The sequence below is a fragment of the Actinomadura atramentaria DSM 43919 genome (genome assembly GCF_000381885.1).
Taxonomy (GTDB): domain Bacteria; phylum Actinomycetota; class Actinomycetes; order Streptosporangiales; family Streptosporangiaceae; genus Spirillospora; species Spirillospora atramentaria.
This window is the reverse complement of record NZ_KB907212.1, coordinates 304,239-329,830: the sequence shown is the minus strand read 5'-3', so window position 1 is coordinate 329,830 and position 25,592 is coordinate 304,239. Positions and strand designations below refer to the sequence as shown.

At 72.1% G+C, this 25,592-nt stretch carries 21 protein-coding genes; 13 read left to right on the top strand and 8 right to left on the bottom strand.

Annotation, left to right across the window (positions count from 1 at the left end; all coding sequences use genetic code 11):
* Nucleotides 1–213: 213 nt before the first annotated feature.
* On the top strand, nucleotides 214–1,872 hold the full coding sequence (locus G339_RS0114895; protein WP_019631879.1) for an MFS transporter: 1,659 nt from the start codon (nucleotides 214–216) through the stop codon (nucleotides 1,870–1,872).
* A gap of 42 nt (nucleotides 1,873–1,914) precedes the next feature.
* Here G339_RS0114895 and murJ read toward each other — a convergent pair whose 3' ends face one another.
* The 3 genes from murJ to G339_RS0114880 all read right to left on the bottom strand — a co-directional run bounded on the left by murJ (nucleotide 1,915) and on the right by G339_RS0114880 (nucleotide 6,159).
* On the bottom strand, nucleotides 1,915–3,651 hold the full coding sequence (murJ, locus tag G339_RS0114890) for a murein biosynthesis integral membrane protein MurJ (RefSeq protein ID WP_019631878.1): 1,737 nt from the start codon (nucleotides 3,649–3,651) through the stop codon (nucleotides 1,915–1,917).
* 272 nt (nucleotides 3,652–3,923) lie between these two features.
* Nucleotides 3,924–4,757 carry a phenylalanine 4-monooxygenase gene (locus tag G339_RS33740; RefSeq protein WP_019631877.1) on the bottom strand — a complete coding sequence of 278 codons (834 nt, stop codon included), beginning with the start codon at nucleotides 4,755–4,757 and terminating at the stop codon, nucleotides 3,924–3,926.
* 211 nt (nucleotides 4,758–4,968) lie between these two features.
* Nucleotides 4,969–6,159 carry a low temperature requirement protein A gene (locus tag G339_RS0114880; protein ID WP_019631876.1) on the bottom strand — a complete coding sequence of 397 codons (1,191 nt, stop codon included), beginning with the start codon at nucleotides 6,157–6,159 and terminating at the stop codon, nucleotides 4,969–4,971.
* A 180-nt stretch (nucleotides 6,160–6,339) separates the two neighbouring features.
* On the opposite strand from G339_RS0114880, the gene G339_RS0114875 reads away from it, so the two are divergent.
* Nucleotides 6,340–6,915 carry a hemerythrin domain-containing protein gene (locus G339_RS0114875; RefSeq protein WP_019631875.1) on the top strand — a complete coding sequence of 192 codons (576 nt, stop codon included), beginning with the start codon at nucleotides 6,340–6,342 and terminating at the stop codon, nucleotides 6,913–6,915.
* 167 nt (nucleotides 6,916–7,082) lie between these two features.
* On the opposite strand, the gene G339_RS0114870 is transcribed toward G339_RS0114875, so the two are convergent.
* Nucleotides 7,083–7,568, bottom strand: coding sequence for a hypothetical protein (locus G339_RS0114870; RefSeq protein ID WP_019631874.1), 486 nt, complete (start codon nucleotides 7,566–7,568; stop codon nucleotides 7,083–7,085).
* A gap of 158 nt (nucleotides 7,569–7,726) precedes the next feature.
* Between G339_RS0114870 and pyrE the strand changes: the two genes are divergently transcribed.
* A complete protein-coding gene (pyrE, locus tag G339_RS0114865) occupies nucleotides 7,727–8,263 on the top strand; it encodes an orotate phosphoribosyltransferase (RefSeq protein ID WP_019631873.1) in 537 nt (178 codons plus the stop codon).
* Nucleotides 8,264–8,629: 366 nt separating this feature from the next.
* On the opposite strand, the gene G339_RS0114860 is transcribed toward pyrE, so the two are convergent.
* Nucleotides 8,630–9,076: a hypothetical protein gene (locus G339_RS0114860; protein ID WP_019631872.1), complete on the bottom strand. Its 447-nt coding sequence runs from the start codon at nucleotides 9,074–9,076 to the stop codon at nucleotides 8,630–8,632.
* Between the two features lie 9 nt (nucleotides 9,077–9,085).
* Nucleotides 9,086–9,814, bottom strand: coding sequence for a DedA family protein (locus tag G339_RS33735; protein WP_019631871.1), 729 nt, complete (start codon nucleotides 9,812–9,814; stop codon nucleotides 9,086–9,088).
* 231 nt (nucleotides 9,815–10,045) lie between these two features.
* Here G339_RS33735 and fbaA point away from each other — a divergent pair, with 231 nt between their 5' ends.
* The 6 genes from fbaA (at nucleotide 10,046) to G339_RS0114825 (ending at nucleotide 18,865) form a co-directional block, all read left to right on the top strand.
* Nucleotides 10,046–11,068, top strand: a complete 1,023-nt coding sequence (gene fbaA, locus G339_RS0114850; RefSeq protein WP_019631870.1) for a class II fructose-bisphosphate aldolase — start codon at nucleotides 10,046–10,048, stop codon at nucleotides 11,066–11,068.
* A gap of 56 nt (nucleotides 11,069–11,124) precedes the next feature.
* On the top strand, nucleotides 11,125–11,541 hold the full coding sequence (locus tag G339_RS0114845; protein WP_019631869.1) for a DUF3151 domain-containing protein: 417 nt from the start codon (nucleotides 11,125–11,127) through the stop codon (nucleotides 11,539–11,541).
* 231 nt (nucleotides 11,542–11,772) lie between these two features.
* Nucleotides 11,773–13,056, top strand: a complete 1,284-nt coding sequence (locus G339_RS0114840) for an adenylosuccinate synthase (protein WP_026341454.1) — start codon at nucleotides 11,773–11,775, stop codon at nucleotides 13,054–13,056.
* 331 nt (nucleotides 13,057–13,387) lie between these two features.
* Nucleotides 13,388–16,942, top strand: coding sequence for a DNA polymerase III subunit alpha (gene dnaE, locus G339_RS0114835; RefSeq protein WP_019631867.1), 3,555 nt, complete (start codon nucleotides 13,388–13,390; stop codon nucleotides 16,940–16,942).
* A 120-nt stretch (nucleotides 16,943–17,062) separates the two neighbouring features.
* Complete coding sequence (locus G339_RS0114830; protein WP_019631866.1) at nucleotides 17,063–17,845, top strand: DUF6585 family protein; 783 nt, start codon at nucleotides 17,063–17,065, stop codon at nucleotides 17,843–17,845.
* Between the two features lie 90 nt (nucleotides 17,846–17,935).
* A complete protein-coding gene (locus G339_RS0114825; RefSeq protein ID WP_019631865.1) occupies nucleotides 17,936–18,865 on the top strand; it encodes a glycerophosphodiester phosphodiesterase family protein in 930 nt (309 codons plus the stop codon).
* Between the two features lie 89 nt (nucleotides 18,866–18,954).
* Here G339_RS0114825 and G339_RS0114820 read toward each other — a convergent pair whose 3' ends face one another.
* Nucleotides 18,955–19,527 carry a TetR/AcrR family transcriptional regulator gene (locus G339_RS0114820; protein ID WP_019631864.1) on the bottom strand — a complete coding sequence of 191 codons (573 nt, stop codon included), beginning with the start codon at nucleotides 19,525–19,527 and terminating at the stop codon, nucleotides 18,955–18,957.
* A 69-nt stretch (nucleotides 19,528–19,596) separates the two neighbouring features.
* On the opposite strand from G339_RS0114820, the gene G339_RS0114815 reads away from it, so the two are divergent.
* Complete coding sequence (locus G339_RS0114815) at nucleotides 19,597–20,181, top strand: dihydrofolate reductase family protein (RefSeq protein WP_019631863.1); 585 nt, start codon at nucleotides 19,597–19,599, stop codon at nucleotides 20,179–20,181.
* A gap of 66 nt (nucleotides 20,182–20,247) precedes the next feature.
* Here G339_RS0114815 and G339_RS0114810 read toward each other — a convergent pair whose 3' ends face one another.
* Nucleotides 20,248–21,345 (bottom strand): magnesium and cobalt transport protein CorA, encoded by a 1,098-nt coding sequence (locus G339_RS0114810; RefSeq protein WP_019631862.1) that lies wholly within the window; start codon nucleotides 21,343–21,345, stop codon nucleotides 20,248–20,250.
* A gap of 459 nt (nucleotides 21,346–21,804) precedes the next feature.
* Here G339_RS0114810 and purD point away from each other — a divergent pair, with 459 nt between their 5' ends.
* The 3 genes from purD to G339_RS0114795 are packed head-to-tail and all read left to right on the top strand — an operon-like array spanning nucleotide 21,805 to nucleotide 25,251.
* Complete coding sequence (gene purD / locus G339_RS0114805) at nucleotides 21,805–23,055, top strand: phosphoribosylamine--glycine ligase (RefSeq protein ID WP_026341453.1); 1,251 nt, start codon at nucleotides 21,805–21,807, stop codon at nucleotides 23,053–23,055.
* Between the two features lie 47 nt (nucleotides 23,056–23,102).
* Nucleotides 23,103–24,413 (top strand): adenylosuccinate lyase, encoded by a 1,311-nt coding sequence (purB, locus tag G339_RS0114800; protein ID WP_019631860.1) that lies wholly within the window; start codon nucleotides 23,103–23,105, stop codon nucleotides 24,411–24,413.
* Between the two features lie 28 nt (nucleotides 24,414–24,441).
* On the top strand, nucleotides 24,442–25,251 hold the full coding sequence (locus G339_RS0114795; protein WP_019631859.1) for an MOSC domain-containing protein: 810 nt from the start codon (nucleotides 24,442–24,444) through the stop codon (nucleotides 25,249–25,251).
* Nucleotides 25,252–25,592 lie beyond the last annotated feature (341 nt).

Genomic DNA, 25,592 nt, shown 5'->3' with positions numbered 1-25,592 from the left:
TTGACCAGGGGGAACGGCAGGTCGAGCCGAGCGGCCGGCCGGTGTGATAGCGGTCACTCCTCGCCGTCCATGAGACCATACCGACCGGACGGTATGCAAGATGATGAATCCATTGTCATTCATCCGGTCGCGCATTATTTTTGCGGGCACGCCGCAGGCCCGGCCGCCGGCGCGCCGCCCGGCCGGAGGACGCCTGCGCCCGAGGAGGGCCCCATGTCCGCGTCCGCACCCACCCCCGCGCACCCGTCCGGCCTCGGCCGGCTCTGGCGCCGCGACCTCGCGCACTATCCCGAGGCGGGCCGCCGCTACGCGTACCTCGCGATCGTCGTCGTGACGACGATCGTCCTGTACTACCTGCTCTACATCCAGTTCGCGGTGGCGACGTCGATCATCACCGAGTACCACATGACGTTCGGCTACTTCATCGCGCTGTCGGTCGTCGGCAACGCGATCGGCGCGTTCGCGTCGCTGCTCGCCGGGCTCGCGGACCGCTGGGGCCGCGCCAACCTCGTCGTCTACGGGCTGCTCATCGCGGGCGTCGTCGTGCTGCTCCTGCCGCACGCGCCCGACAAGACGACGTACCTCGTGCTGTTCGCGGCGCTCAGCTTCATCGAGGGCGTCGTCCTCGTCGCGACGCCCGCGCTGATCCGCGACTTCTCGCCGCAGGTCGGCCGCGCGACCGCGATGGGCTACTGGACGATGGGCCCGGTCGTCGGCAGCCTCGTCGTCACCACCGTCACCAGCGCGACCCTCGACACCGCCGACTGGGCGGACGAGCTGCGCTACGCGGGCATCAGCGCGCTCGTCGTGTTCGTCGTCGCGCTCTTCGGCCTGCGCGAGCTGTCCCCCAGCCTGCGCGACCAGGTGATGGTCAGCATGCGCGACCGCGCGCTCATCGAGGCGCGCGCCCGCGGCCTGGACACCGCGCGGCAGCACGCGGGGCAGTGGCGGACGATGCTGCGGGTGGACGTCGTCGGCTCGGCGTTCGCGATCAGCGTGTACCTGCTGCTCTACTACGCGGCCGTCGGGAACTTCGTCATCTACTTCTCGGCGACGTTCGGTTACAGCGAGCAGCGCGCCAACGCGCTCGCGAACTGGTACTGGGCGGCGAACGCGGTCGCGCTCGTGCTGGCGGGGCTGCTGTCGGACCGGCTCCGCGTCCGCAAGCCGCTGATGCTCGTCGGCGGCGTCGGGTCCGTCGCGACGACCGCCGTCTTCGCGCTGCTGGCGACCCGTCCGGAGACCGACTACTACACGTTCGCGTGGCTGTTCATCGGAATCGGCGTGTTCGGCGGGCTGTCGTACGCGCCGTGGATGGCGTGCTTCACCGAGACCGTCGAGAAGCACAACCCGGCCGCGACCGCGACGGGGCTCGCGGTGTGGGGCTGGATTCTGCGGATCGTCGTCGCCGTGTCGGCGGCGTTCGTGCCGGTCGTGGTGACGTCCGTGACGCCGATCGTCGAGCACGGCACCGAGGTCAAGGCGGCGCAGGAGCAGGCCGGTCCGGCGCTGGCGATCGTCGGCGCGCACCCGGAGCTGTTCGCCGAACTCGGCAGGTACCCGGCCGGGCAGGTTCCGCCCGAGCTGGCGGCGCGCGCCGCGAAGGAGGTCGGCGTCGCGGGGCTCGCCACCGTCCAGCAGGCGCAGCCGCAGCTCGCCGTGCTCAAGGCGCACGGCGCGGAGGTGAAGAAGGCGTCCGAGGAGGGGCCGGGCCAGTGGCGCACCTGGTGGTGGGTGTGCCTCGGCGGGCAGGTCGTGTTCCTGCCGTTCGTGTTCCTGATGTCGGGCCGGTGGAGCCCGCGCCGCGCCCGCCGCGACGCCGAGGAGCACCAGGCCGCCATCGAGCGCGAGCTCGCCGCCCTCGACGGCTGACCCGCGCGCGTCCCGCCGGGCGTCCGGCGGGACGCGCCGCGGTCAGCGGCGGCCGAGCTTCCCGGCCGCCATCCGCCCGACGACGGCGATCTCCTCCAGCCGCAGCAGCCGCGCGGTGAGCAGGAACAGCCCGCCGCCCAGCACGCCGCCGACGACCAGCGCGACCAGCGCCGCGACGTGGCCCTGCCCGACCTTGTGCTCGACGACCTGGTGCGCGGCGAGCGCCACCGCGAGCACCGGCACGCTCGCCAGCGCGGCCTTCACCAGCGGCCCGACCACGTCCCGGCCGTGCAGCCTGCCGAGGCGGCGGCGCAGCAGGAACAGCGTCACGACGCAGCCGACGAGCCACGAAGCGCCCTGCGCGAACGCGATCCCGAGCACGATCTGCCGCGTCGGCAGGAGCGCGAAGCCCGTCAGCGAAAGCCCGATGCTGACGAGCGTCGTGAAGAACCCGACGAGCGCGGGCGTCCGCGTGTCCGCGATGGCGTAGAACCCGCGCTGGAGCAGTTGCAGCGCCGCGAACGGGACGAGCCCGACCGCGAAGACGCGCAGCACGTCCCCGATCATCGACGCGTCCGCGAGCGTGGTCGCGCCGTGCGCGAAGAACACGACGCAGATCTCCGTCCCGAACCCGAACAGCAGCACCGCCGACGGAATGATGATGATCAGCGACAGCCGCAGCCCCGCCGACAGGTCCTCCGCGACGCGGTTCAACCGGCCCGCCGCCGCGTGCCCGCTCATCCGGGGGAACAGCGCCGTGATCACCGAGACGGCGACGATCGCGAACGGGAGCTGGAAGAACTGGTACGCGTTCGCCCACGGGGTGAGGCCGACGCCGTACCCGACCTTCTCGTGGATGCCCCGCACGCCCGCCGTGTTGGCGATGTTGGTGAACACCAGCAGGCCGAGCTGCTGCGCGACGACGAACCCGAGCGTCCAGCCCGCCATCCCGCCGAGCGACCGCAGCTCCCCCGGCTGGAAGTCGACGCGCGGCCGCCACCGGAACCCCATCCGGTGCAGCGACGGGACGAGCGCCAGCGCCTGCGCGACGACGCCGACCGTCGTGCCCAGCGCGATCAGCGTCACCGCGCCGTCGCTGACGTTGCCCGGCGTCACCGGCTTCGCCGTCACCATGATGAACGCGATGCCGACGCCGCTCACCACGACGTTGTTCAGCACCGGTGCCCACATCGGCGCCGCGAACCGCGACCGCGAGTTCAACGACGCGCTCGCGACCGCGCTGAACCCGTAGAAGAAGATCTGCGGCAGGAAGAACAGCAGGAACACGACCGCGAGATGCCGCTGCGTCGCCGTGAACCCGCTCGCGTACAGGCGGATCAGCAGCGGCGCGGCCGCCATCGCGACGGCCGTCAGCACCGCGAGCGCGCCCAGCAGCAGCGTGAACAGGCGCTGCTCGAACTCCTCGCCGTACTTCTCCGACTTCGCCCGCGCGCGGACCAGCAGCGGGACGTGCGCCGCCGTCAGAATCCCGCCGAGCAGCGTCTCGTAGATGATGTTCGGAATCGTGTTCGCGGTGTTGAACGTGTCGCCCAGCGCCTGCGAACCCAGCGCGGCCAGCAGCACCGTCGTCCGGGCGAAACCCGTCACACGGGACGCCAGCGTGCCCGCCGCCATCACCGCGCTCGACCGGAACAGCCCCCCGCCCCCCGGCTCGGCGGGCGGCGGACCCGCCTGGTCCACCGCCTCGGCCTGCGTGTCGGCCGGGCCCGGCGAACCTTCGGGGAAACGCCCCGCGGACGGCGCGGAATCGTGCGACACGGAGCTCCTTTTATCGCAGTCTCGGGCCAAGATGCTCGCCTGGCGGCTCGCACCTTACCCGGACTGGGCGAGCGCGGCATCGCTTCGCGATCTGCCGCCGGGAGGCTCGCCTTCGGCTTCGCCTCCCGGCGGCAGGTCACGCGCTCGCGTTGTGGTTTCGGTCGCTCCCCGGTGGGCTGGGCTTCGGCTTCACCGTGAGGCTAGTCACGCGCTCGTGTTGTGGTCGCGGTCGCTTCGGGGGCTTTGGCTTGGGCTTGCGGGCGGCCGGCTGGTCAGTGCTGTTCCGCTAGGAATTCTCTTAGGGACTTGGTCAGGGCTTCTACGGAGTCCGCTACGAAAAGGGTCGGTTGGTAGCGGTAGATGTCATAGGGCTGGCGAATCATGTCGGGGATCGAGAACGGGCGCAGAGCCACGCGGCCGATGCTCTCCAGTTCGCCCGCCGAGGACAGCAGGGCGGCCCCGTAGGCGCGCGGGGCGCCCCGTTCGTGGACCAGGCCCGTCTCCATCGTGAACCAGAAGACCTTGCTGATCGCCTCCAGCGCCGCCGGGGACCGCACGCGGCGGACCGTCGTGCCGAACAGCCGGTACAGCTCGGCGAACAGCGGATCGCTGAGCATGACGGCGTGGCCGACGAGTTCGTGCAGGACGTCCGGGTCGGGACTGTAGAGCGGCACGGCCGGGCAGCGCAGGTAGAGCGTGCTGGAGAAGCGGCCCTCGGCGAACGCCGCGTAGAACTCGCGCGCCGGGACGAGATCGGCGGCGGGCAGCAGCCGGAACCCCGTGTGCCCGTGCAGGTCGCCGGACACCTCCGTCAGGCTCGGCACGCGCCCGGCGGGCAGCGGCAGCCGCTCGGCCGCGCGCAGGTACCGCGCGCACGCCGTCGCCGGGTGGACGCGGTTCAGCTCGGACATCACCCGCCGCCACAGCGCGTGCTCGTCACCGGTGTAGGCGACGTGCGGCAGCGGATCGCCGGGCCGGTGGCCGCGCACGCGCTCGGTGATCTCGGCGCGGCGGCGACGGCACGCGTCGTCGATGGTGCCGTGGCCGAGCGAGACATGGACGACCTCGGCCGCGGGTCGGCCGCCGGGGGCCGTGGGGGGAGCCATGCGGGTCCTCTTCCGTGCGGATCTGCGGCGGGGAACGAAGCCGGAACGGGCCGGATTCCCGCAGGACGACCGGCTTTTCGCGACACGCCCGAACGTAATGAACGGCCACGAGAAGCGTCAATGCAGGAAAGGCCAATCAACACCGCACGGAAGGGCATGTTCACCCCGGCCGCAGCCGCATCTCACCAAATAGCGGCTTAAATCAGAATGCCTACGGTTCGGTGAATTCATCGGTGCCGCGCGCGCCCAGCGCCGTACCGGCCGCGACGCTCGCGATGGCGGCGAGCCCGGCCAGCAGCACCGCCCACCGGCCCGCGAACGTGCAGGCCAGAACGGCGGCCCCGGCGATCGGAAGCACGCTCTGCTCGGCGAGGTCGCGCTTGAAATGGCGCGCGTGCAGGACCCAGACCATCAGCAGGAACAGCGCCGTCGGCACCGTCACCGCCGCCGCCGCGACCAGCCGCGGAATGTGCGACGCGTGGTCGCTGTGCTCGACCGCGACCTCGACGCCCGCGCCGATCGCGGCCCCCGAGCCGAGGATCAGGTAGTGCCCGTAACCCCAGACGAAAGCGGCCCGCGACGTGTTCAGCCGCGTCCCGGCCGGAACGGCGAAGTAGACGCGGAACGCGGCGAAGACGATGAGCAGCCCGCCCACGGCGATCGGCAGCAGCTCGCCGAGCTCCCAGCGCTCGTCCAGGGCCTGCTGCACCGCGATCGTCGCGGCCGTCACCGACTCGCCGAGGACGATCAGCGTGAACAGCCCGTACCGCTCGGCGATGTGCTCGGGATGCCAGGGCGTCCGCCGGGTGCGTTCGGCCAGGACGGGAACGGCCACGTCCGCGCACGCGGCGACCGGGAACACGATCAGCCGCACGTCGTGCGGCAGCGCCGCGACGACCACCCAGCCGATCTGCACGACGACCAGCCCGGCGACGTAGCGCAGCGCGGTGCGGCGCGCGGCCCCGGTCTCCCCGGCGGCGGCCCGCAGCCACTGGACGGCCAGCGCCAGCCGCATGATCACGTAGCCGGTGACGGCGATCGACAGGTCGGCCGAGTCGAACGCGCGCGGCACCCCGGCCGCCAGCACCAGCGCCCCGGCGATCTGGACGAGCGTGACGGCCCGGTACAGCGCGTCGTCTCGGTCGTACGCCGAGGCGAACCAGGTGAAGTTCATCCAGGCCCACCAGATCGCGAAGAACACGATGACGTATCCGGCGATCCCGTGCGCGTACTCCCCTTCGGCGAGGGCGTGGACGAGCTTCACCCCGGCCTGCGCGACGGCGGTGACGAAACAAAGGTCGAAGAACAGCTCCAGCGGCGTCGCCGCGCGGTGCTGCTCCGACCGGCTGCGCGGCGGAAGACCGGGGAGGGGAATGGAGAATCGGCGTTCCCCGTCGTTCATCCGCGAATCCCCTCAGCGCGCCGGCCTGCGTCACGCAGCACTTTAAGGGACGGCCGAACGCGTCGGCCGGACGACGGCGCGCACCCGCTGCGGCCGGGCGCATGTGTGCGGCGTGCGCTCGTGGGCAGGGGCTCCCGCCTAGGCGGCGGGGAGCGCCGCCGGACGAGAGGAAGGGACGACATGGCGGACGTATTCGAAGTCCTCGGCAAGGACCACGCGGAGGTCCGCGCGATGCTGACCGAGCTGGAGGCCGGGACGCGCAAGGGCCCGCCCGCCGACCCGGCGGAGCTGCGGCGGCGCGGCGAGCTGGTCCAACGGCTGGTCATCGACGAGTCCAAGCACGAGGCCGTCGAGGAGGAGTACTTCTGGCCCGCCGTCCGCGAGCTGCTCGGCGACGGCGACGAGCTGGCCGACCACGGCGTCGGGCAGGAGCAGGACGCCAAGCACGTGCTCGCCGTGCTCGACAAGTCCAAGCCGGGCGAGGCCGACTTCGAGGAGGCCGTGGCCCGCTTCATCGCCGACGCGCGCGAGCACATCTCCTACGAGGAGGGCACCGTCTGGCCGCGCATGCGGCAGGTCCTCGACCCCGAGCGCGCCCAGCGCATGGGCGACCGCATCGCGGCGGCGAAGAAGCACGCCCCGACCCGCCCGCACCCGAACACGCCGCCGAACCCGGCGCTGCTGAAGACGGCCGGGCCCGCCGTCGCCGCCACCGACCGCATCCGCGACCTGGTCAGCGGCCGCGGCCGCCACTGACCCCGCGCCCCGAACGCGCGGCCGCCGGAGCCGACCGGGGCCTCGGCCCGGACGCGGCGACCGCGGCCGGGCACGCGGCGGACGGCCCGGCTCCGGCCGCGCGCGGCCCGTGACGACGCGCGCCACGGCCTACGACGACGTCGGCCGTGGCGTGTGCCATGTCCGGGTCAGAGTTCTTCGATCAGCCCGCGGAGCGCCGTTGCGAGCGCCGCTCCCGCGTCCCGCTCCCGGACGACCCAGCCCCGCAGTCGGCACTGCCGCGCGATCTCCGTTCCGGGACCTTGGGCGGACCGGGTCAGGAGGTAGCCGCAGGGGGCGTCGGGCCAGTCGCCGGGGAGCGCGGGGGCGTGCGGGCCTTCCGGCGACGGCAGTCGCGCGTCCACGAAGACGTACCCGGCGACGGCCCGGTGCGCCGCCCGCTGCGCGGACGCCAGCGCGGGCAGGAGCGGCCCGGCGCCGCCGAACCCCACGAGGACGAGCGGTTCCACCGGATTCGCCGCGCCCACGAGCAGCGCGGCCCGCGCCACGAACCGCGCCGGGGCGGTCTCCGCGACGTCCGGCACGAGCACGTCCCATCCCCCGGCCCGCAGCTCGTCGGCCGCGTCGCCGAGCGTCCTCGGCTCACACAGCAGGACGACCGTCCCCGGAACCATCCGCCCCCCTCGACCGCGCGCCGCCCGGCCCCGCGACCGGACGATCCGCCACGCTACCGCCCGCCCGCGCCGGAGGGCTCGGCCCGAGACCGACGCGTCAGCGGGCGGGAGCACGGGCGGGTTCGGGCGCGGGGGCGGGCGTCATTAGGGTTCTGGGTGTGAGCGATCGTGATGACCTGCTGGAAGAGATCAAGGCCAAGGCCGTCGTCCACGGCGACTTCGTGCTGTCGTCGGGACGGCGCGCGTCCTGGTACGTGGACCTGCGCCGCGTCACCCTGGACGGCGCGGTCGCGCCGCTGGTCGGCCGGGTGATGCTGGACGTCACCGCCGACCTGGACTACGACGCGGTCGGCGGCCTCACGCTCGGCGCGGACCCGGTCGCGACGGCGATGCTGCACGCCGCCGCCGCGCGCGGCCGCCGCCTGGACGCCTTCGTCGTCCGCAAGGCCGACAAGACCCACGGCCTCCAGCGCCGCATCGAGGGCCCCGACGTGGCGGGCCGCCGGGTCCTGGCGGTCGAGGACACCTCGACGTCGGGCGGTTCGGTCCTGACGGCCGTCGAAGCCCTCCGCGCGGCGGGCGCGGAGGTCGTCGCCGTGGCCACGATCCTCGAACGCGGCGCGGCCGACCGCATCGCCGCCGAGGGCCTGACCTACCGCCACCCCTACGCCACCCCCGACCTGAACCTCGAATAACCCCGAAAACCGGAAGCAAGAACGCCGGCAGCCACCCGCAACCCTCGTAAAAACGCCATGACCTGCGGGGGAGCCCCGAAACGAAGCGAGGGCGCCCCCGCGAACGGCGAGCAACCCCAGAGGGTGAGCACCCCGCGCACCGCCAGAAAGCGCGGGGGGGCGCCCACAACCAGCAAGCGCAACCACCGGGGGTGTCGGCCGCACGCCCCCAACGGCCACCCCAGGGGGTTACCGGCGGGCGCACGGCCGCGAGCGCCAGCGAGTGGCCGGGCGCGCGCAGCGCGGAGGATGCACCGGAGCGAGCGCCAGCGAGTGAGGATGCATGCTCCGCGCCGCGGGGGGTGTGGGGGGTCGCCCCCCCACAAGCTACTTCCGCGCCACGTACCAGGTCGCGCGCTGGCCCGCCGGGCGTTCCTCGACCTTGCCGTAGATCGTCACCTGGACGGCTCCGCCGTCGGCGGCGACGACGCTGAGCGGCGCCTGGTCGTACTTGCGTCCCTCTCCGGCGGCGAGGGTGCCGCGGAAGACGACGTCGTTGTTGTTGCCGGGGTCGGTGATCGTCACCAGGGTGGAGCCGCCGACGGCGCGGATGACGAGGGGCGTGTCCCCGGCGGCCTGGGCGGGCGGGGAGGACCGCGCGGCGCTGGGCGAGGCGGACCCGGCGCCCGGCGGCGACTGCTGATCGGAGCTGGAGGTCAGCGCGTTGACGAGCGCGATGGCGCCGACGGCCAGCAGGCCGAGGCCCAGTGCCACGGCGACGGCCGCGATCAGGATGCGCGCGAGACCCCTGGGGTCCGACCGGTGACGTCCCACATGGGGAGGTTAGCGATAACTGTCGCCGGAGAGCGACGGTCGGGACTCATCCGCAGGATTATTGTTCGGACCGTTGCCCTTACCGCCGCGTCCGCGCCGCATCTCCCGGACGATCGGGATCAGCGACAGGATCAGGATGACGGCGACGCCGGGCAGGATGTACCGCTCGATGTCGGGCACGGCGTTGCCGAGGTAGTGGCCGAGCAGGAACAGCGCCTCGGTCCAGATCACGCCGCCGATGACGTTCCAGAGGAAGAAGGTGCGCGCGGGCATTCCGAGCATCCCGGCGAGGGGGTTCAGGAACGTCCGGACGATGGGGATGAAGCGGGCGAGGAACACGGCGCGGGCGGGCCCGAAGCGGTTGAAGTACACCTCGGCCTTCTCCACCCACTCCCGCTTGAAGATCCGCGAGTCGGGCCGGTCGAAGAGGCGGCGGCCGTACCGCGCGCCGAGCCAGTGCCCGAACTGGGCCCCGGCGATGGCGGCGATGGGCCCGCCGATGAGCAGCGCCGGGAGCGACAGCGTCTCGAAGTGCTGCCCGTTGACCTCGGACACCGCCGTGAGGATTCCCGCCGTGAACAGCAGCGAGTCGCCGGGCAGGATGCAGCCGAAGAGCAGTCCGGTCTCCGCGAAGATGATCGCGATGACGCCGATCACGGCGAACGTGCCGAAGAGCTGCAGCCAGGCTTCGGGATGCAGCCATTCGGTGATGTTCAGGGGAATGAGCGCGAGGTCCACACGGCGAGCGTACCCGTACATCGGCACACCGACCGGGAGATCAACGGACGCGGGGCGCGCCCGCGCGGGCACCCCACGCTGGCCCGGCGGAGGAAAAACGGGATACTGGCGGTGGACGGCATGCCCTGCCCGGACCGCACGCCCGGGAGCTCTGACCTGGAGCCGAGCGGTCGGGGCGCAACCGCCCGGCCGGACGCCCGGCGGCACCACCGCAGAGGAAAGGACGCTTACATGCCCATCGCGACCCCCGAGGTCTACGCGGAGATGCTCGACCGTGCCAAGCGGGAGGGCTTCGCCTACCCGGCGATCAACGTGACGTCCAGCCAGACCCTGAACGCCGCGCTGCGCGGTTTCGCCGAGGCCGAGAGCGACGGCATCGTCCAGGTGTCCACGGGCGGCGCCGAGTACCTGTCGGGCTCGACGGTGAAGGACATGGTCGTCGGCTCGACGGCGCTGGCGGAGTACGCGCGCGTCGTCGCCGAGAAGTACCCGGTGAACATCGCGCTGCACACCGACCACTGCCCGAAGGACAAGCTGGACGGGTTCATGCGCCCGCTCATCAAGATCTCGCAGGAGCGGGTGGCGCGCGGCGAGGAGCCGCTGTTCCAGTCGCACATGTGGGACGGGTCGGCGGTCCCGCTGGACGAGAACCTCCAGATCGCGGCCGAGCTCCTGGAGGAGTGCGCGAAGGCCAACATCATCATGGAGATGGAGATCGGCGTCGTCGGCGGCGAGGAGGACGGCGTCGCCAACGAGATCAACGAGAAGCTCTACACGACGACCGAGGACGCGCTGGCGACGGCGCGGGCGGTCGGGGTCGGCGAGAAGGGCCGCTACATCCTGGCGGCGACGTTCGGCAACGTCCACGGCGTCTACAAGCCGGGGTCGGTGCAGCTCCGCCCGTCCGTCCTGAAGGACATCCAGGACGCGGTCGGCGCCGAGTACGGCAAGGACAAGCCGTTCGACCTGGTCTTCCACGGCGGTTCCGGCTCGTCCCTGGAGGAGATCCGCGAGGCGGTGTCGTACGGCGTGGTGAAGATGAACATCGACACCGACACGCAGTACGCGTTCACCCGCCCGATCGTCGACCACATGCTCCGCAACTACGAGGGCGTACTGAAGATCGACGGCGAGGTCGGCAACAAGAAGCAGTACGACCCGCGTTCGTACGGCAAGGCCGCCGAGACGAACATGGCGGCGCGCATCACGCACGCCGCCGAGAACCTGCAGTCGGCGGGCCGCCGCCTGAAGTGAGCGCCCTGACGTGAGCGGGGGGCGGCCCGGACGGTCACCCGTCCGGGCCGCCTACGATGACGTCCATGACGCACAACCTGCTCGGCGGCCTTCCCCCGACCGAACTGCCGGACAACGCCGAGGCCCGCACGGCCCTGGACGACGGCGTGGACCCCGTCGAGGTGGCCGCGCGCCACCCCGAGTACCCCGGCGCGTGGGCCGCGCTGGCCGACGCCGCGTTCGCCGCGGGCAGCGTCATCGAGTCCTACGCCTACGCCCGCACCGGCTACCACCGCGGGCTGGACGCGCTGCGCCGCGCGGGCTGGAAGGGCCAGGGCCCGGTGCCGTGGGAGCACGTCCCGAACCGGGGCTTCCTGCGGGCGCTGCACGCCCTCGGCCGGGCGGCCGCCGCGATCGGCGAGGACGCCGAGGCCGAGCGCTGCCGGACGTTCCTGCGCGACAGCAGCCCCGTCGCCGCCGACGTCCTGAGCTGAGCGGCGGGCCGGGCGGCGCGCCCGGCGCGGCGCGATCATGCCCGGCCTGACCTGGCCGGATGACCGACCCGTCCGGCCCGCCCGGTTCCTCCCGCGCACCGCTCCGGGTACGATTCCATCGTAAGAGGCCCCTTCGCACGTGCGGGAACGCATGGCGACGAGCGGGACGTCACCGTCCGCGGCGATGCCCCGCTCCGTGCGGGGCCTTCGTCGTGGGAAGGATAAAGCGGCATGCCGGCCATCGTTCTTGTCGGGGCCCAATGGGGAGATGAAGGCAAGGGCAAAGCCACCGACCTGCTCGGCGGCGACGTGGACTACGTCGTCCGCTACCAGGGCGGCAACAACGCCGGCCACACCGTGGTCATCGGCGACGAGAGCTACGCCCTGCACCTGCTGCCGTCCGGGATTCTCTCCCCCGACGTGATCCCCGTCATCGGCAACGGCGTGGTCATCGACCCGGCCGTCATGCTGGCGGAGATCGACGGCCTGCGGGCCCGCGGGATCTCCGCGGACCGCCTGCTGATCTCGGCGAACGCGCACCTGATCATGCCCCAGCACCGGACGCTGGACAAGGTCACCGAGCGGTACCTCGGCAAGGCGCGGATCGGCACGACCGGGCGCGGCATCGGCCCCGCCTACGCCGACAAGATCAACCGCATGGGCGTCCGCGTGCAGGACCTGTTCGACCCGAACATCCTCACCCAGAAGCTGGACCTGTCGCTGCGCGAGAAGAACCAGGTCCTCACCAAGGTCTACAACCGGCGGCGGATCGAGACCGGGCCGATCGTCGAGGAGTACCTGGCGTACGGCGAGCGCATCCGGCCGTACGTCGCCGACACCACGCTCGTCCTGAACCGCGCCCTCGACGAGGGCAAGGTCGTGCTCCTGGAGGGCGCGCAGGGCACCCTGCTGGACGTCGACCACGGGACGTACCCGTTCGTCACGTCGTCCAGCCCCACCTCGGGCGGCGCGTGCGCGGGCTCCGGCGTCGGCCCCACCAAGATCACCAAGGTGATCGGCATCCTCAAGGCGTACACGACGCGCGTCGGCTCGGGCCCGTTCCCGACCGAGCTGCTGGACGAGCAGGGCGAGTACCTGCGCAAGACCGGCGGCGAGTACGGCGTCACCACGGGCCGCGACCGGCGCTGCGGCTGGTTCGACGCCGTCATCGCCCGGTACGCGACGCGGGTCAACGGCGTCACGGACTACTTCCTGACCAAGCTCGACGTCCTGTCGGGGCTCGAACGCGTCCCGGTCTGCGTCGCCTACGACGTCGACGGCGAGCGCGTCGACGAGCTGCCCACCACCCAGACCGGCTTCCACCACGCGAAGCCGATCCTCGAGTACCTCGACGGGTGGCGCGAGGACATCAGCGGCGCGAAGACGTTCTCCGACCTCCCCGCCAACGCCCAGGCGTACGTCCGGGCCCTGGAGGAGATGGCGGGCGCCCAGATCTCGGCGATCGGCGTGGGCCCGGGCCGCGACCAGACCCTGGCACTCCGGAGCATGATCTAACCCGGGCAAATCACCCGAGCGACGGTGGACGCATCCCCGCCCGAATTGATGCGTCCACCGGTAGGGTTCTGGTCTCAGCTCAACAGCAACATCAGCACCCACCGGTGACGAGCGCCGCCGCTCCCTCGGTGAAGCACCTGCGAAACCCTCGTAGAGACCACGGTGACCGCAGGGGGTTGCCCGCGGGCGCACGGCCGCGAGCGCCAGCGAGTGGCCGGGCGCGCGCAGCGCGGAGGATGCACCGGAGCGGAGCGCTAGCGGAGTGAGGATGCATGCTCCGCGCCGCGGGGGGTGTGGGGGGTCGCCCCCCCACAAGCGATAGGGGATGGTCTTGGCCGATTCGTACGTCCACCTGCACGTCCACACCGAGTACTCCATGCTGGACGGGGCGGCGAAGATCGCGCCGCTGGTGGAGCGCGCGGCCGAGCTGGGGATGCCCGCGGTCGCGATGAGCGACCACGGCAACATGTTCGGGTCGTACGAGTTCTGGAAGGCCGCGCAGAAGACCGACGTCAAGCCGATCATCGGGATCGAGGCGTACGTCGCGCCCGAGTCCAGGTTCGTGAAGAAGCCGATCCTGTGGGGCGATCCGAGCCAGAAGAAGACGAACGAGGCGACGGGCGAGGGCGGTGACGTCTCCGCGTCGGGCTCGTACCTGCACAAGACGATGTGGGCGAAGAACGCGAAGGGCCTGCGGAACCTCTTCAAGATCTCGTCGCTGGCGTCGTTGGAGGGCTACTACCGCAAGTGGCCGCGGATGGACGCGGAGCTGTTCGAGCAGCACGGCGAGGGCATCATCGCGACGACGGGCTGCCCGTCGGGAGCGGTGCAGACGCGGCTGCGGCTGGGCCATTTCGACGAGGCGCTGAAGGCCGCCGGGACGTACCAGGACATCTTCGGCAAGGAGAACTACTTCCTGGAGCTCATGGACCACGGCCTCCCGCTGGAGCGCCGCGTCCGCGAGGAACTGGTGGAGATCGGCAAGCGGCTCGGCATCCCGCCGCTCGTCACGAACGACTCGCACTACGTCACCGAGGACCAGGCCGACGCGCACGACGCGCTGCTGTGCGTCGGCACGCAGAGCCTGATGTCGGACCCGAACCGGTTCCGGTTCGGCGGGAGCGGCTACTACCTGAAGACCGCCGACGAGATGCGCGCGGTGGACTCGTCCGACCCGTGGCAGGAGGGCTGCCGCAACACGCTGCTCGTCGCGGAGATGGTCGAGGACTACGCGGACGTCTTCTCGCACCGCGACCTCGCCGCGAAGTTCCCCGTCCCCGAGGGGGAGACGGAGATGTCGTGGCTGCGCAAGGAGGCCGACCGGGGCGCGCGCAAGCGGTACGGCGACGCGGTGCCGCAGGAGGTCACCGAGCGGATCGAGTACGAGCTGGGCGTCATCGAGTCGATGGGCTTCCCCGGCTACTTCCTCGTCGTCGCGGACATCTGCAACTACGCCCGCGAGAACGGGATCTGGCTGGGGCCGGGCCGAGGTTCGGCGACGGGGTCGATGGTCGCGTACGTCACGGGCATCACCGAGCTGGACCCGATCGAGCACGGCCTGATCTTCGAGCGGTTCCTGAACCCCGAGCGCATCTCCATGCCGGACGTCGACCTGGACTTCGACGAACGTCGGCGCGGCGACATGATCCGGTACGTCACCGACCGGTACGGCGAGGACAACGTCTCGCTGATCATCACCTACATGACGATCAAGTCGAAGGCGGCCGTGAAGGACGCGTGCCGCATCCTCGGCTTCCCGTTCGCGCTCGGCGACCGCATCACCAAGGCGTTCCCGCCCGCCGTGATGGGCAAGGAGATCCCGCTCACCGGCATCTTCGACGAGAACCACCCGCGCTGGGCCGAGGCGACCGAGCTGCGGCAGCTCTACAACGACGACGTGGAGATCAAGCGCGTCATCGACACGGGCCTCGGCATCGAGGGCCTGACGCGCGGCACCGGTGTCCACGCGGCGGGGGTCATCCTGTCGTCGGAACCGCTGATCGAGGTCATGCCGATCCACCAGCGGCCCGACGACGGAGCGCGCATCACCGGGTTCGACGGCCCGTCCTGCGAGGAGCTGGGCGCGCTCAAGATGGACTTCCTGGGCCTGCGCAACCTGACGATCCTCGGGGACGCGGTCGCGAACGTGAAGTCCAACCGCGGCATCGACCTGGACATGGCGCAGGTCCCGATGGACGACGCCAGGACGTACGCGCTGCTGCGCGCGGGCTGGACGCTCGGCATCTTCCAGCTCGACTCCACGATGATGCGCGACCTCACCAAGCTGATGGCGCCGACGGAGTTCGAGGACGTCTCGGCCGTCCTCGCCCTCGGCCGCCCCGGTCCGATGGGCGCGAACGCGCACGTCAACTACGCGCTGCGCAAGGCCGGGCAGCAGCCCATCGAGCCGATCCACCCCGAGCTGAGGGACGCCCTCGAACCCATCCTCGGCAACACCTACCACCTGGTCGTCTACCAGGAGCAGGTCATGGCCATCGCGCAGCAGCTCGCCGGGTACACGCTCGGCGGCGCGGACATCCTGCGGCGCGCGATGGGCAAGAAGAAGAAGGCCGAGATGGACAAGCAGTGGGCCATCTTCTCCGAGGGGATGTCGAAGAACGGCTATTCCAAGGAGGCGACCCAGGCCGTCTGGGACGTCCTCGTGCCGTTCTCCGCGTACGGATTCAACAAGTCGCACACCGCCGGGTACGGGCTGGTCAGCTACTGGACCGCCTATCTGAAGGCGAACTACCCCGCCGAGTACATGGCGGCCCTGCTCACGTCCGTGGGCGACAACAAGGACAAGATGGCGGTGTATCTCGGGGAATGCCGCCGCATGAAGGTGAAGGTGCTGCCGCCGGACGTCAACGAGAGCGTCGCGCGGTTCGCGGCGGTCGGGGACGACATCCGGTTCGGCCTGAACGCGATCCGCAACGTCGGCGACAACGTCGTGGACGGGATCATGAAGGGCCGCGCGGACGGCGCCTACACGGATTTCAACGACTTCCTCACCAAGGTGCCGATGCCGGTCTGCAACAAGCGGGCCATCGAATCGCTGATCAAGGCGGGCGCGTTCGACAGCCTCGGGCACGAGCGCAAGGCGCTGCTGTCGGTCCACGAGCAGGCCATCGACGCCGTCATCAGCGAGAAGAAGAACGCGGCGATGGGCCAGGACTCGCTGTTCGGCGGCCTGGACGAGACCGCCGACGGCGGCGGCTCCTTCTCCGTCGCCGTTCCCGAGGGCGACGAGTGGGACAAGGCGACGCTGCTGCAGTTCGAGCGGGAAATGCTCGGCCTGTACGTCAGCTCCCATCCGCTCGACGGCGCGGAGCGCATCCTCGAACGCAACCGCGACATCTCCACGGCCGACGCGGGCGCGGGCGGCCGGGAGGGAATGGTCCGGCTCGCGGGGATCATCGCGGGGCTCGACCGCAAGGTCACCAAGCAGGGCAACACCTGGGCGATCATCAAGCTGGAGGACCTCGAAGGCAGCATCGAGGTGCTGTTCTTCCCGAAGGTGTACCAGCTCTACGCGCCGTCGCTCGCGCCGGACGTCGTCATCTCCGTCCTCGGCCGCATGAACGAGCGCGACGGGAACGTCTCCATCCACGCGCAGGAGATGGAGGTCCTGGACGTCTCGGCGGCGACCGGAAAAGAGCCGCCGGTCGTGATCAGCGTCGCGATGGACCGGATCACCGAGCCGACGACCGCCGAACTGAAGCGCATCCTCAAGGCCCATCCGGGCGACGCTCCGGTGCATCTGCAACTGCGGCGGCACGGGCGCAAGGGCCTGCTGGTGAACCTGGAGTACTTCCAGGTCCAGCCGAATCCGGGGCTGTTCGGCGACCTCAAGAGCCTGTTCGGAGCCGGGTCCGTGACGCAGTGAACGCGGCCCCGTAACCCCGCCGCCCTCAAATAGACACCTTTGTCTGATAGCGTCCGCGCCGGGCGCGGGACCGGTGTGCCGGTCCCGCGCCGCCAGCGGACGGATCGCGAGGGAGCGCGGATGGCCGGGGACGCGGCGAACGAGATGGACGCGGCGGCGCAGCGCGCCGGCCTGGGAACGCGGCGCGGGGTGTACGCGGGGGCGCAGCCGGACGGCGGCTCGATCCGCTTCTCGCTCGTCTCGGCGGTGGTCTGCGCGGTGCTGGCGGTCGTGCTGTTCGCCGCCGGGACCGCGTTCGGGCTGTTCTTCGTCCTCATCGCGGTGATCGCCGTCTGCATCTGGATCTCGGAGCTGTCCACGGCGTCGAAGAACGCGAACCTCGGGCTGCGCCTCTACGACCGCGGGCTCGTCGCCGCCGTGAAGGGCCGCGTCCACACCGTCCGCTACGACAGCACGCAGGTGCGGCGGAGCAGCGTCCGGCACACGGGCGTGACCGGCTGGACGGACTACACCTACAAGCTCACCGACATCGACGGCGGGCAGGTGACGCTCGAAGGGCGCGAGGGCGGCACGCCCGGCACCGGCAGGTTCGAGCGGCACCCGGAATGGGGGACGGCCCTCCAGGAGGGCGTCACCGCCGCGCAGCTCCCCGCCGTCGCCGACCGGCTGAACGCGGGGCAGCGCGTCGAGTTCGGCAAGATCTGGGCGACGCGGGACGAGGTCGGCTCCGCGCGGGGCACCGTGCGCTGGCAGGACGTCGAGGACGTGCGGTTCGCCCAGGGTTTCGTCGAGTTCAGGGTCGGCGGGAAGTGGCGGTCGCCGGTGAACGTCGCCGTCGGGGCCGTCCCGAACCTGTACGTGTTCCTCAGCGTCGCGGACCAGCTTCGCGGGCGCGTCCGCTGACCCCGGCGTGACTCTTCTCACCCGGGAGCGTTCACAGGGTTCTCGCCCATCGGCCGGTTTGCATTCGTACGCGGGCGGTAGCGTTCGGCCGTGACTCTGCACGGGGGGACCGTCGAGGTTCATGGCCACCGGGGCGCGCGCGGACTGCGGCCGGAGAACACGCTGCCGGGCTTCGCGCACGCGCTGGAGCTGGGCGTCGACGCGCTCGAACTGGACGTCGGCCGCACCGCCGACGGCGTCGTCGTCCTCAACCACGACCAGGTGCTGTCCGCGCTGAACGTCGCCGACACCGCCCCGGCGACGGCGGGCGACCCGCTGTTCCCCTACGTCGGGCGGGCCATCGGGGAGCTGACGCTCGCGCAGGTGCGGACGCTGGACGCGGGGCTGCGGCGGCCGACGTCGGACGACGACCCGTTCGTGCTGACGCAGCGGCCCGCGCCCGGCACGGGGCTGCCGACGCTCGCGGAGGCGTGCGCGCTGATCGGCCCGGCCGCGCCCGTGAAGCTGGCGGTCGAGCTGAAGACGGACCCGTCGTGGCCGGACGCGCGGGTGGAGCGCCTGACCGTCGACGTCGCGGCGGTTCTCGACGCCCACGGCCTGACCGGGCGCAGCCGCCTGCTCGCGTTCGACTGGCGCGTCCTCGCGGCGGCGGCCCGGCACGCGCCGGGGCTCGGCCGCGTCGCGCTGATCGAGCGCAAGACGCTCGCGCCCGGCACCGCGTGGCTCGCGGGCCTCCCGCCGGAGGACCCGGTGGGCGCGGCGCTGTCCATCGGCGCGACGGCCCTGTCCCCCGAACGGCGGCTCGCGGGCCGCTCGCTGATCGAGGACGCGCACGCACTCGGCCTGCCCGTCGTGGTGTGGACGGTCAACGACCCGACCGCGATGCACTACTACACCGCGCTCGGCGCGGACGCGATCGTCACCGACTACCCCGACCGGCTCCGCGCGGTCCTGACCGCCCGCGGCCTGCCGCTCCCGGCCCCCGCCCGCGTCCCCGTCCCCGTCCCCGTCCCGAGCTGACCCGGCGTTGACCCGTCCGGCGCGGTACCGGTAGCCCCCGCGCAGAGAACTGCCGCCCCTCCCCGCCCGGTTTCCCGCGCGCCGACGCCTCACCCGTCACCGACGAGACGGCGGACGGCCTCGGTCACGAGCACGTCGCGCTCCTCGTCGGGGACCAGGTCGGGCAGCGTGAGCTGCTCGGTGATCAGCGCGCCGATCGCGAGCTGGACGAGCCGCACCGCCACGTCGTCGCCGGGCAGGCCGGACGCGCGGTGGTGCGCCACGTTGAAGTCCATGTCCGCGCGGATGCGCTCGGTCAGGACCGCCCGCAGCGCCGGGTTGCGGGTGGCCTCCAGGCGGAGTTCGAGCAGCGCCAGGTGCCCGGTGGGGAACGCGGTGACGCGGGCGACGGTCTCGCGCACGCCCGCGAGGAAGTCCTCGGCGGTCGTCCCGGCGCGGTTGCGCTCCAGGACGCCCTCGTCCGGCACGAGGCGTTCGTAGACGCGCGCGCCGGCCTGCGTGAGCAGGTCGTCGCGGCTGGCGAAGTAGTTCGACGCCGTGCCCGCGGGGACGCCGGCGCGCTGGTCCACGGACCGGAACGTCAGCCCGCGCGCACCCTGTCCGGCCAGCACTTCGATGGCCGCGTCCACCAGCGCCGCGCGCCGCTCGGGATTGCTCCGCATTGACACCACTCCAGATGTAGTACTACGGTCAAACCACTTCAACCAGAGTACTACGAGCGGAGTTATTACATGCGCGACCTCGTCTACTACATCGGCGCCTCCCTCGACGGCTACATCGCCGGCCCCGGCGGGGAGTTCGACTTCTTCCCCCAGGGCGAGGGCCAGCAGCTCGCCGACTACCACGCCTGGCTGGCCGCCGAGTTCCCCGACACCATCCCGACCTTCGCCCGCCCGCACCTCGGTCTGGCGGACGCTCCCGCCCAGGCGTTCGACACGGTGCTCATGGGCCTCGGCACCTACCGCCCGGTGCCGGACAGCCCCGCCAGCCCGTACGCGCACCTGCGCCAGTACGTCGTCTCCACGACGCTCGGCCGCGCCGACGACCCGGCCGTCACCGTCGTGGACGCGGACCCGCTCGCGTTCGTCCGCGACCTCAAGAGGGAGGAGGGCCTGGACATCTGGCTGTGCGGCGGCGGGAAGCTGGCCGGGACGCTGCTTCCCGAGATCGACCGCCTGGTGGTCAAGCGGTACCCGGTGGTGGCGGGCGGCGGCGTCCCGCTGTTCGACGGCCCGTTCGCCCCGACGCGATTCACGCCGGACCGCACGCACACGTTCGACACGGGCGTCCGCGTCACCTGGTACACGTCGTGCTGAGCGGAGGCGCGGACCAGAACGGCGACCACGCGGCGGAGATCTCCGCGGCCTGGACTGCGACGGGCGTTACAACCAGCCGTTGCGGCGGAAGCCCCGGTACAGGGCGAGGCAGACCGCCGCGATGACGCCGAGGATCAGCGGATAGCCGTACTGCCAGCGCGTCTCGGGCATGTGGTCGAAGTTCATGCCGTAGATCCCGGCGATGGCGGTCGGGACCATGAAGATCGCGCCCCACGCGGAGATCTTGCGCATGTCCTGGTTGTCGGCGACCGTCACCTGGGTCATGTGCGCCTGGAGGATCGGGTTGAGCAGCTCGTCGTAGGACTCGACCTGCTCGCGGACGCGGGTCAGGTGGTCCTCGACGTCGCGCAGGTACTCCTTGATGTCCTCGGGGATGAACCGCCGCCCGGTGAGGTTGCGCAGCGGCCCGGCGAGGGGCCCGACCGCGCGCTTGAGCTGGATGACCTCGCGCTTGAGGCGGTAGATGCGGCGGGCCTCGTCGGTGCGCTCGGGCGAGAAGACGGCCTCCTCGACCTCGTCGATGTCCTCCTGGACGGCGTCCGCGACGTTGACGTACCCGTCCACGACGCGGTCCGCGACGGCGTGCAGGACGGCGGCCGGGCCGAGCGCGAGCCGTTCGGGCCGCTGCTCGAGCTGCTCGCGGACGGTGCCGAGCTCGCCGTGCTCCCCGTGCCGGACCGTCACGACGAAGTCGGGACCGCAGAACGCCATCAGCTCGCCGGTCTCGACGACCTCGGCGTCCTCCGGCGGGCGGCGCACGTAGCCCACGGTCTTCATCACGAAGAACTGCGTGTCGCCGTAGCGCTCCAGCTTGGGCCGCTGGTGGGCGTGGACGGCGTCCTCGACGGCGAGCGGGTGCAGGCCGAACACGTCCGCGAGCGCGGTCAGCTCGTCGGCGGACGGCTCGTGCAGCCCGACCCAGACGAACCCGGCGCTCTCCTCGCCGCCCGCGTCGAGGCGGCCGTCGCGGATGAGGCGGACCGCGTCGGCGACCGAGTCGGTGCAGACCCGGTGCCCGTCGATGTAGGCGGCCCAGTCGATCACCGCGCTGCCGCGGGCGGCGGGCGACGCCTGGCCGGGCCTGCTGCGCGGCTTGAACAGCGCCTTGGTGGCGCGACCGGGGCGGACTCGCGTCATGGCCATCGGGTGCTCCTAACCGTCCGGCCGCACGCGTCCAGGCGCGCTCGGCCCGGGTCAGGCGAGGGAGCGCGCGTGGAGGGGGGCGGCCGGACGCCGGGTGAGGGCGGTCGGTCGGACGTCAGTCCCGTTCGGACTGTGAGGGTTCTCCGGCGAACTGCACGTATCACCAGGACTCATCCCGACCACCTCCTTCCACCCGCTCACATCGGGCCGCGGCCATCGGGGACGGGATTCCGTCACCGCGCGATGACCCAGAGTCGCGGAGCCCGCCCGGCGAACGCGGGCGGGTGTCAATGACCCAGCGAAGCCTACCAGCCGACATTTGAGACGCCGCCGACAACGGGCGGATCGTCCGGCCTCTTCCGGGCGGCCGATCCGGTGAACCGGACCGGCCGCCGGGGCGACCGCGCGCGAAGCGGTCGCGGGGCGTCGCGCGGCGCGCACTCGGTAAGCTGCGCGATCGTGCGAGTACTCGTCCTTGGATCGGGTGGCCGCGAGCACGCGCTCGCCCGCGCCCTGCACCGCGACCCCTCCGTCACCGACCTGCACTGCGGGCCGGGCAACCCGGGGACGGCCGCGGTCGCGGTCAACCACCAGGTCGACCCGACCGATCCGAACGCCGTCGTGGAGCTGGCCGAGCGGCTGCGCACCGACCTGGTCGTCGTCGGGCCGGAGGCCGTCCTCGTCGCGGGCGTCGGCGACGCGCTGCGCGCGGCGGGCATCGCGTGCTTCGGCCCGGACGCGGCGGCCGCGCAGATCGAGGCGTCCAAGGCGTTCGCGAAGGAGATCATGCGCGCCGCGGGCGTCCCGACCGCCGACGCGCAGGTGTGCGAGTCGATGGTCGACGTCGAGGCGGCGCTGGACGCCTACGGCCCGCCGTACGTCGTGAAGGACGACGGACTCGCCGCGGGCAAGGGCGTCGTCGTCACCGAGGACCGCGACGCCGCGCTGGCGCACGCCGCCGCGTGCGACCGCGTCGTGGTCGAGGAGTACCTGGACGGCCCGGAGGTGTCGCTGTTCGCGCTGTGCGACGGCGTCCACGCCGTCCCGCTGCTGCCCGCGCAGGACTTCAAGCGCGCGCTGGACGGCGACGAAGGCCCCAACACCGGCGGCATGGGCGCGTACACCCCGCTGACCTGGGCGCCCGCCGGGCTGGTGGACGAGGTCATGGCCACGGTCGTGCAGCCCGCGCTGGACGAGCTGCGCTCGCGCGGCCTCCCGTACGTCGGCGTGCTGTACGCGGGTCTGGCGCTGACGTCGGGCGGCGTGCGGGTCGTGGAGTTCAACGCGCGCTTCGGCGACCCGGAGACGCAGGTCGTCCTGGACCGGCTCGCGACGCCGCTCGGCGGGCTGCTGCACGCGTGCGCGCTCGGCGGGCTGGACCCGGCGGTCGAGCTGGCGTGGCACCCGGGCGCGGCGGTGACGGTCGTCGTCGCGGCGGAGGGCTACCCGGCCGCGCCGGTGAAGGGCGACCCGGTCGCCGGAATCCCCGAGGCGGAGGCGGTCGGCGGCGCGTACGTGCTGCACGCCGGGACGAGCCTGGACGGCGACGGCGTCCCGGTGACGAGCGGCGGCCGCGTCCTCAGCGTGGTCGGCACCGGCCCGGACGTGGCGGCGGCGCGCGCGGCGGCGTACGCGGCGGCGGGCCGCATCCGGCTGCGCGGCGCGCACTTCCGCACCGACATCGCCGCGAAGGCCGCAGCCGCGGGCTGAAACAAGCCCCGGCCGCAGCATCCCGATCCACCTGGGACAATCGAGGCGTGATCGAACGCTACACGCTTCCGGAGATGGGCCGCGTCTGGAGCGACGCGCACAAGTACGAGCTGTGGTGCCGGGTGGAGACCCTGGTGGTCGAGGCCCACGCCGAGGCCGGGACGATCCCGGCCGACGTCGTGGAACCGGTCCGCAAGGCCGCGCCGCCCACGCCGGAGGCGGTACACGAGATCGAGGCCGTCACGCAGCACGACGTGATCGCGTTCCTGTCGGCGTGGGCGGACAACACCGAGCCGCGCGAGGCGGCCCGGTACGTCCACTTCGGCATGACCTCGTCCGACCTGCTGGACACGGCGCTGGCGCTCCAGCTCGTCGAGGCCACCGACATCCTGCTGGCGAAGGCGGACGCGCTGGTCGCGACGCTGCGCGACCACGCGCTGGAGCACCGCGCGACGCTGCGGGTGGGCCGCACGCACGGCATCCACGGCGAGCCGGACGTGTGGGGCCACCGCGTGGCGGACTTCGCGTTCGCGATGGCGCGTTCCAGGGACCGGCTGCGCCGCGCCCGCGAGGCGGTCGGCGTGATGGCGATCTCCGGCGCGGTCGGCACGTACTCCAACATCGACCCGGCGGTCGAGCGGCACGTCGCGCGCCGCCTGGACCTCCAGCCCGCCGACGTCTCGACGCAGGTCGTGCTGCGCGACGGGATCTCCGAGTGGACGTCCGCGCTGGCGATCATGGCGACGGTCTGCGAGGCCGTCGCGCTGGAGGTCCGGCACGGGCAGCGCACCGAGGTGCGGGAGCTGTGGGAGCCGTTCGGCAAGGGCCAGAAGGGCTCGTCGGCGATGCCGCACAAGAAGAACCCGATCATCTCCGAGCGGCTGGCGGGGATGGCGCGGATCGTGCGGGCGCAGGTCGTGCCGGTGCTGGAGGGCATCCCGCTGTGGCACGAGCGCGACATCTCGCACTCCTCGACGGAGCGGATCGCGCTGCCGGACGCGTCGATCGCCCTCGACTACATGCTGAACCTGACCAACCGCCTGATGTCGGGCCTGGTGGTCGACAAGGACCGGATGCGCGCCAACCTGGACTCGACGGGCGGGCTGATCTACACGTCCACGGTCCTGCTGGAGCTGGTCGAGGCGGGCATGTCCCGCGACGACGAGGCGTACCCGCTGGTGCAGCGCGCCGCGATGCGCACCTGGGAGACCGGCGTCCCGTTCCGCGAGACGCTGCGGACGGAGGCCGCGGAGGCGGGGCTGACGCTGGACGAGGCCCGGCTGGACGCGGTGTCGCGCCCGGAGCGGTTCGTGGAGCGGCTCGCACCGATGTTCGACCGCCTGGCCGCACTCACCTGACGCTTCCGAGGGGGCAGGAGGCCCGCCCGTGACCATCTCCGCGACGCTGGCCGCGCTGAACGTCTACCCGCTCAAGAGCGGCGGCGGCACGGCGCTGGCCGCGACGGCCCTGACGCCCCGCGGGCTCCGGTTCGACCGCGAGTTCATGCTGGTCGACCCGGACGGGCGGTTCCTGTCCCAGCGGACCTGCACGCGGATGGCGCTGCTGCGCCCGGAGTTCGACGGCGAGCTGCTGGCGGTGCGGCTCGCCGCGCCGGACGCGCCCGCGCCGCTGCTCCACAAGGCGGTCGCGAACGGGCCGGTCCTGGACGTCCGCGTCCACGCCAGCCACTGCGCGGGCGTCGACCAGGGCGACGAGGCCGCGCGCTGGTTCGGGGCGGCGCTCGGCCTGGACTGCCGCCTGGTCCGGTTCACCGGCAGCCGCTCGACGTCCGTGGGCGGCGGCGAGGTGATGTTCGCGGACGGCTACCCGCTGCTGGTGATCTCCGAGGAGTCGCTGGCGGACCTGAACGCCCGGCTCGACGAGCCGCTGCCGATGAACCGGTTCCGCCCGAGCATCGTGCTGGCGGGCCTCGGCCCGTACGGCGAGGACGGCGTGCGGCGGCTGCGGATCGGCGCGGGCCCGGACGCGGCGGAGATCGAGATCGTCAAGCCGTCCGCCCGCTGCGTGATCACCACGACGGACCAGCGGACGGCCGAGCGGGGCCGCGAGCCGCTGCGGACGCTCGCCAAGTACCGGCTGGCGGACCAGGAGATCCGGTTCGGGCAGAACGCGGTCCCGCGCGTGCTGGGCCGGCTGGTCGTCGGCGATCCGGTGGAAGTCCTCCGGGAGGCGTGAGGGGTGCCCCCACCCCGCATGGGACCGGTCCAAATGATCAACTTAGACTGCGGTTGCGGGGTGTTCGTCACGCTCGTCGGCCGGAAAAGGACACCGAGGGAACTATCGGGGTAGATAGCCGGTCCTAAAACACCAGAGAGTGGGTAAACCCGGAGCGCTTCGGGCCCTTCACCACCGGCTCGGTGGTTTACTGGGGCTGCGTTCACACCGCAGGGGGCGGCTCCGGCGCGCCCACGATCCCGTGCCCCGCGATTTCCACGCCGGGCGGGCGGACGGCGCTTCCGTTTCCCGCTCTGGCAGGCACCGTTCCCGCAGGTTAAGGAGTCACATGCGCAGCAGTG

What these genes read in the sequence shown, in the direction of transcription:
- G339_RS0114895 (WP_019631879.1), top strand. Translation starts at nt 214, where the DNA reads ATGTCCGCGTCCGCACCCACCCCCGCGCACCCGTCCGGCCTCGGCCGG.
- G339_RS33740 (WP_019631877.1), bottom strand. Translation starts at nt 4,757, where the DNA reads ATGGCTCCCCCCACGGCCCCCGGCGGCCGACCCGCGGCCGAGGTCGTC.
- G339_RS0114880 (WP_019631876.1), bottom strand. Translation starts at nt 6,159, where the DNA reads ATGAACGACGGGGAACGCCGATTCTCCATTCCCCTCCCCGGTCTTCCG.
- G339_RS0114875 (WP_019631875.1), top strand. Translation starts at nt 6,340, where the DNA reads ATGGCGGACGTATTCGAAGTCCTCGGCAAGGACCACGCGGAGGTCCGC.
- G339_RS0114870 (WP_019631874.1), bottom strand. Translation starts at nt 7,568, where the DNA reads ATGGTTCCGGGGACGGTCGTCCTGCTGTGTGAGCCGAGGACGCTCGGC.
- fbaA (WP_019631870.1), top strand. Translation starts at nt 10,046, where the DNA reads ATGCCCATCGCGACCCCCGAGGTCTACGCGGAGATGCTCGACCGTGCC.
- G339_RS0114845 (WP_019631869.1), top strand. Translation starts at nt 11,125, where the DNA reads ATGACGTCCATGACGCACAACCTGCTCGGCGGCCTTCCCCCGACCGAA.
- G339_RS0114840 (WP_026341454.1), top strand. Translation starts at nt 11,773, where the DNA reads ATGCCGGCCATCGTTCTTGTCGGGGCCCAATGGGGAGATGAAGGCAAG.
- G339_RS0114830 (WP_019631866.1), top strand. Translation starts at nt 17,063, where the DNA reads ATGGCCGGGGACGCGGCGAACGAGATGGACGCGGCGGCGCAGCGCGCC.
- G339_RS0114820 (WP_019631864.1), bottom strand. Translation starts at nt 19,527, where the DNA reads ATGCGGAGCAATCCCGAGCGGCGCGCGGCGCTGGTGGACGCGGCCATC.
- G339_RS0114815 (WP_019631863.1), top strand. Translation starts at nt 19,597, where the DNA reads ATGCGCGACCTCGTCTACTACATCGGCGCCTCCCTCGACGGCTACATC.
- G339_RS0114810 (WP_019631862.1), bottom strand. Translation starts at nt 21,345, where the DNA reads ATGGCCATGACGCGAGTCCGCCCCGGTCGCGCCACCAAGGCGCTGTTC.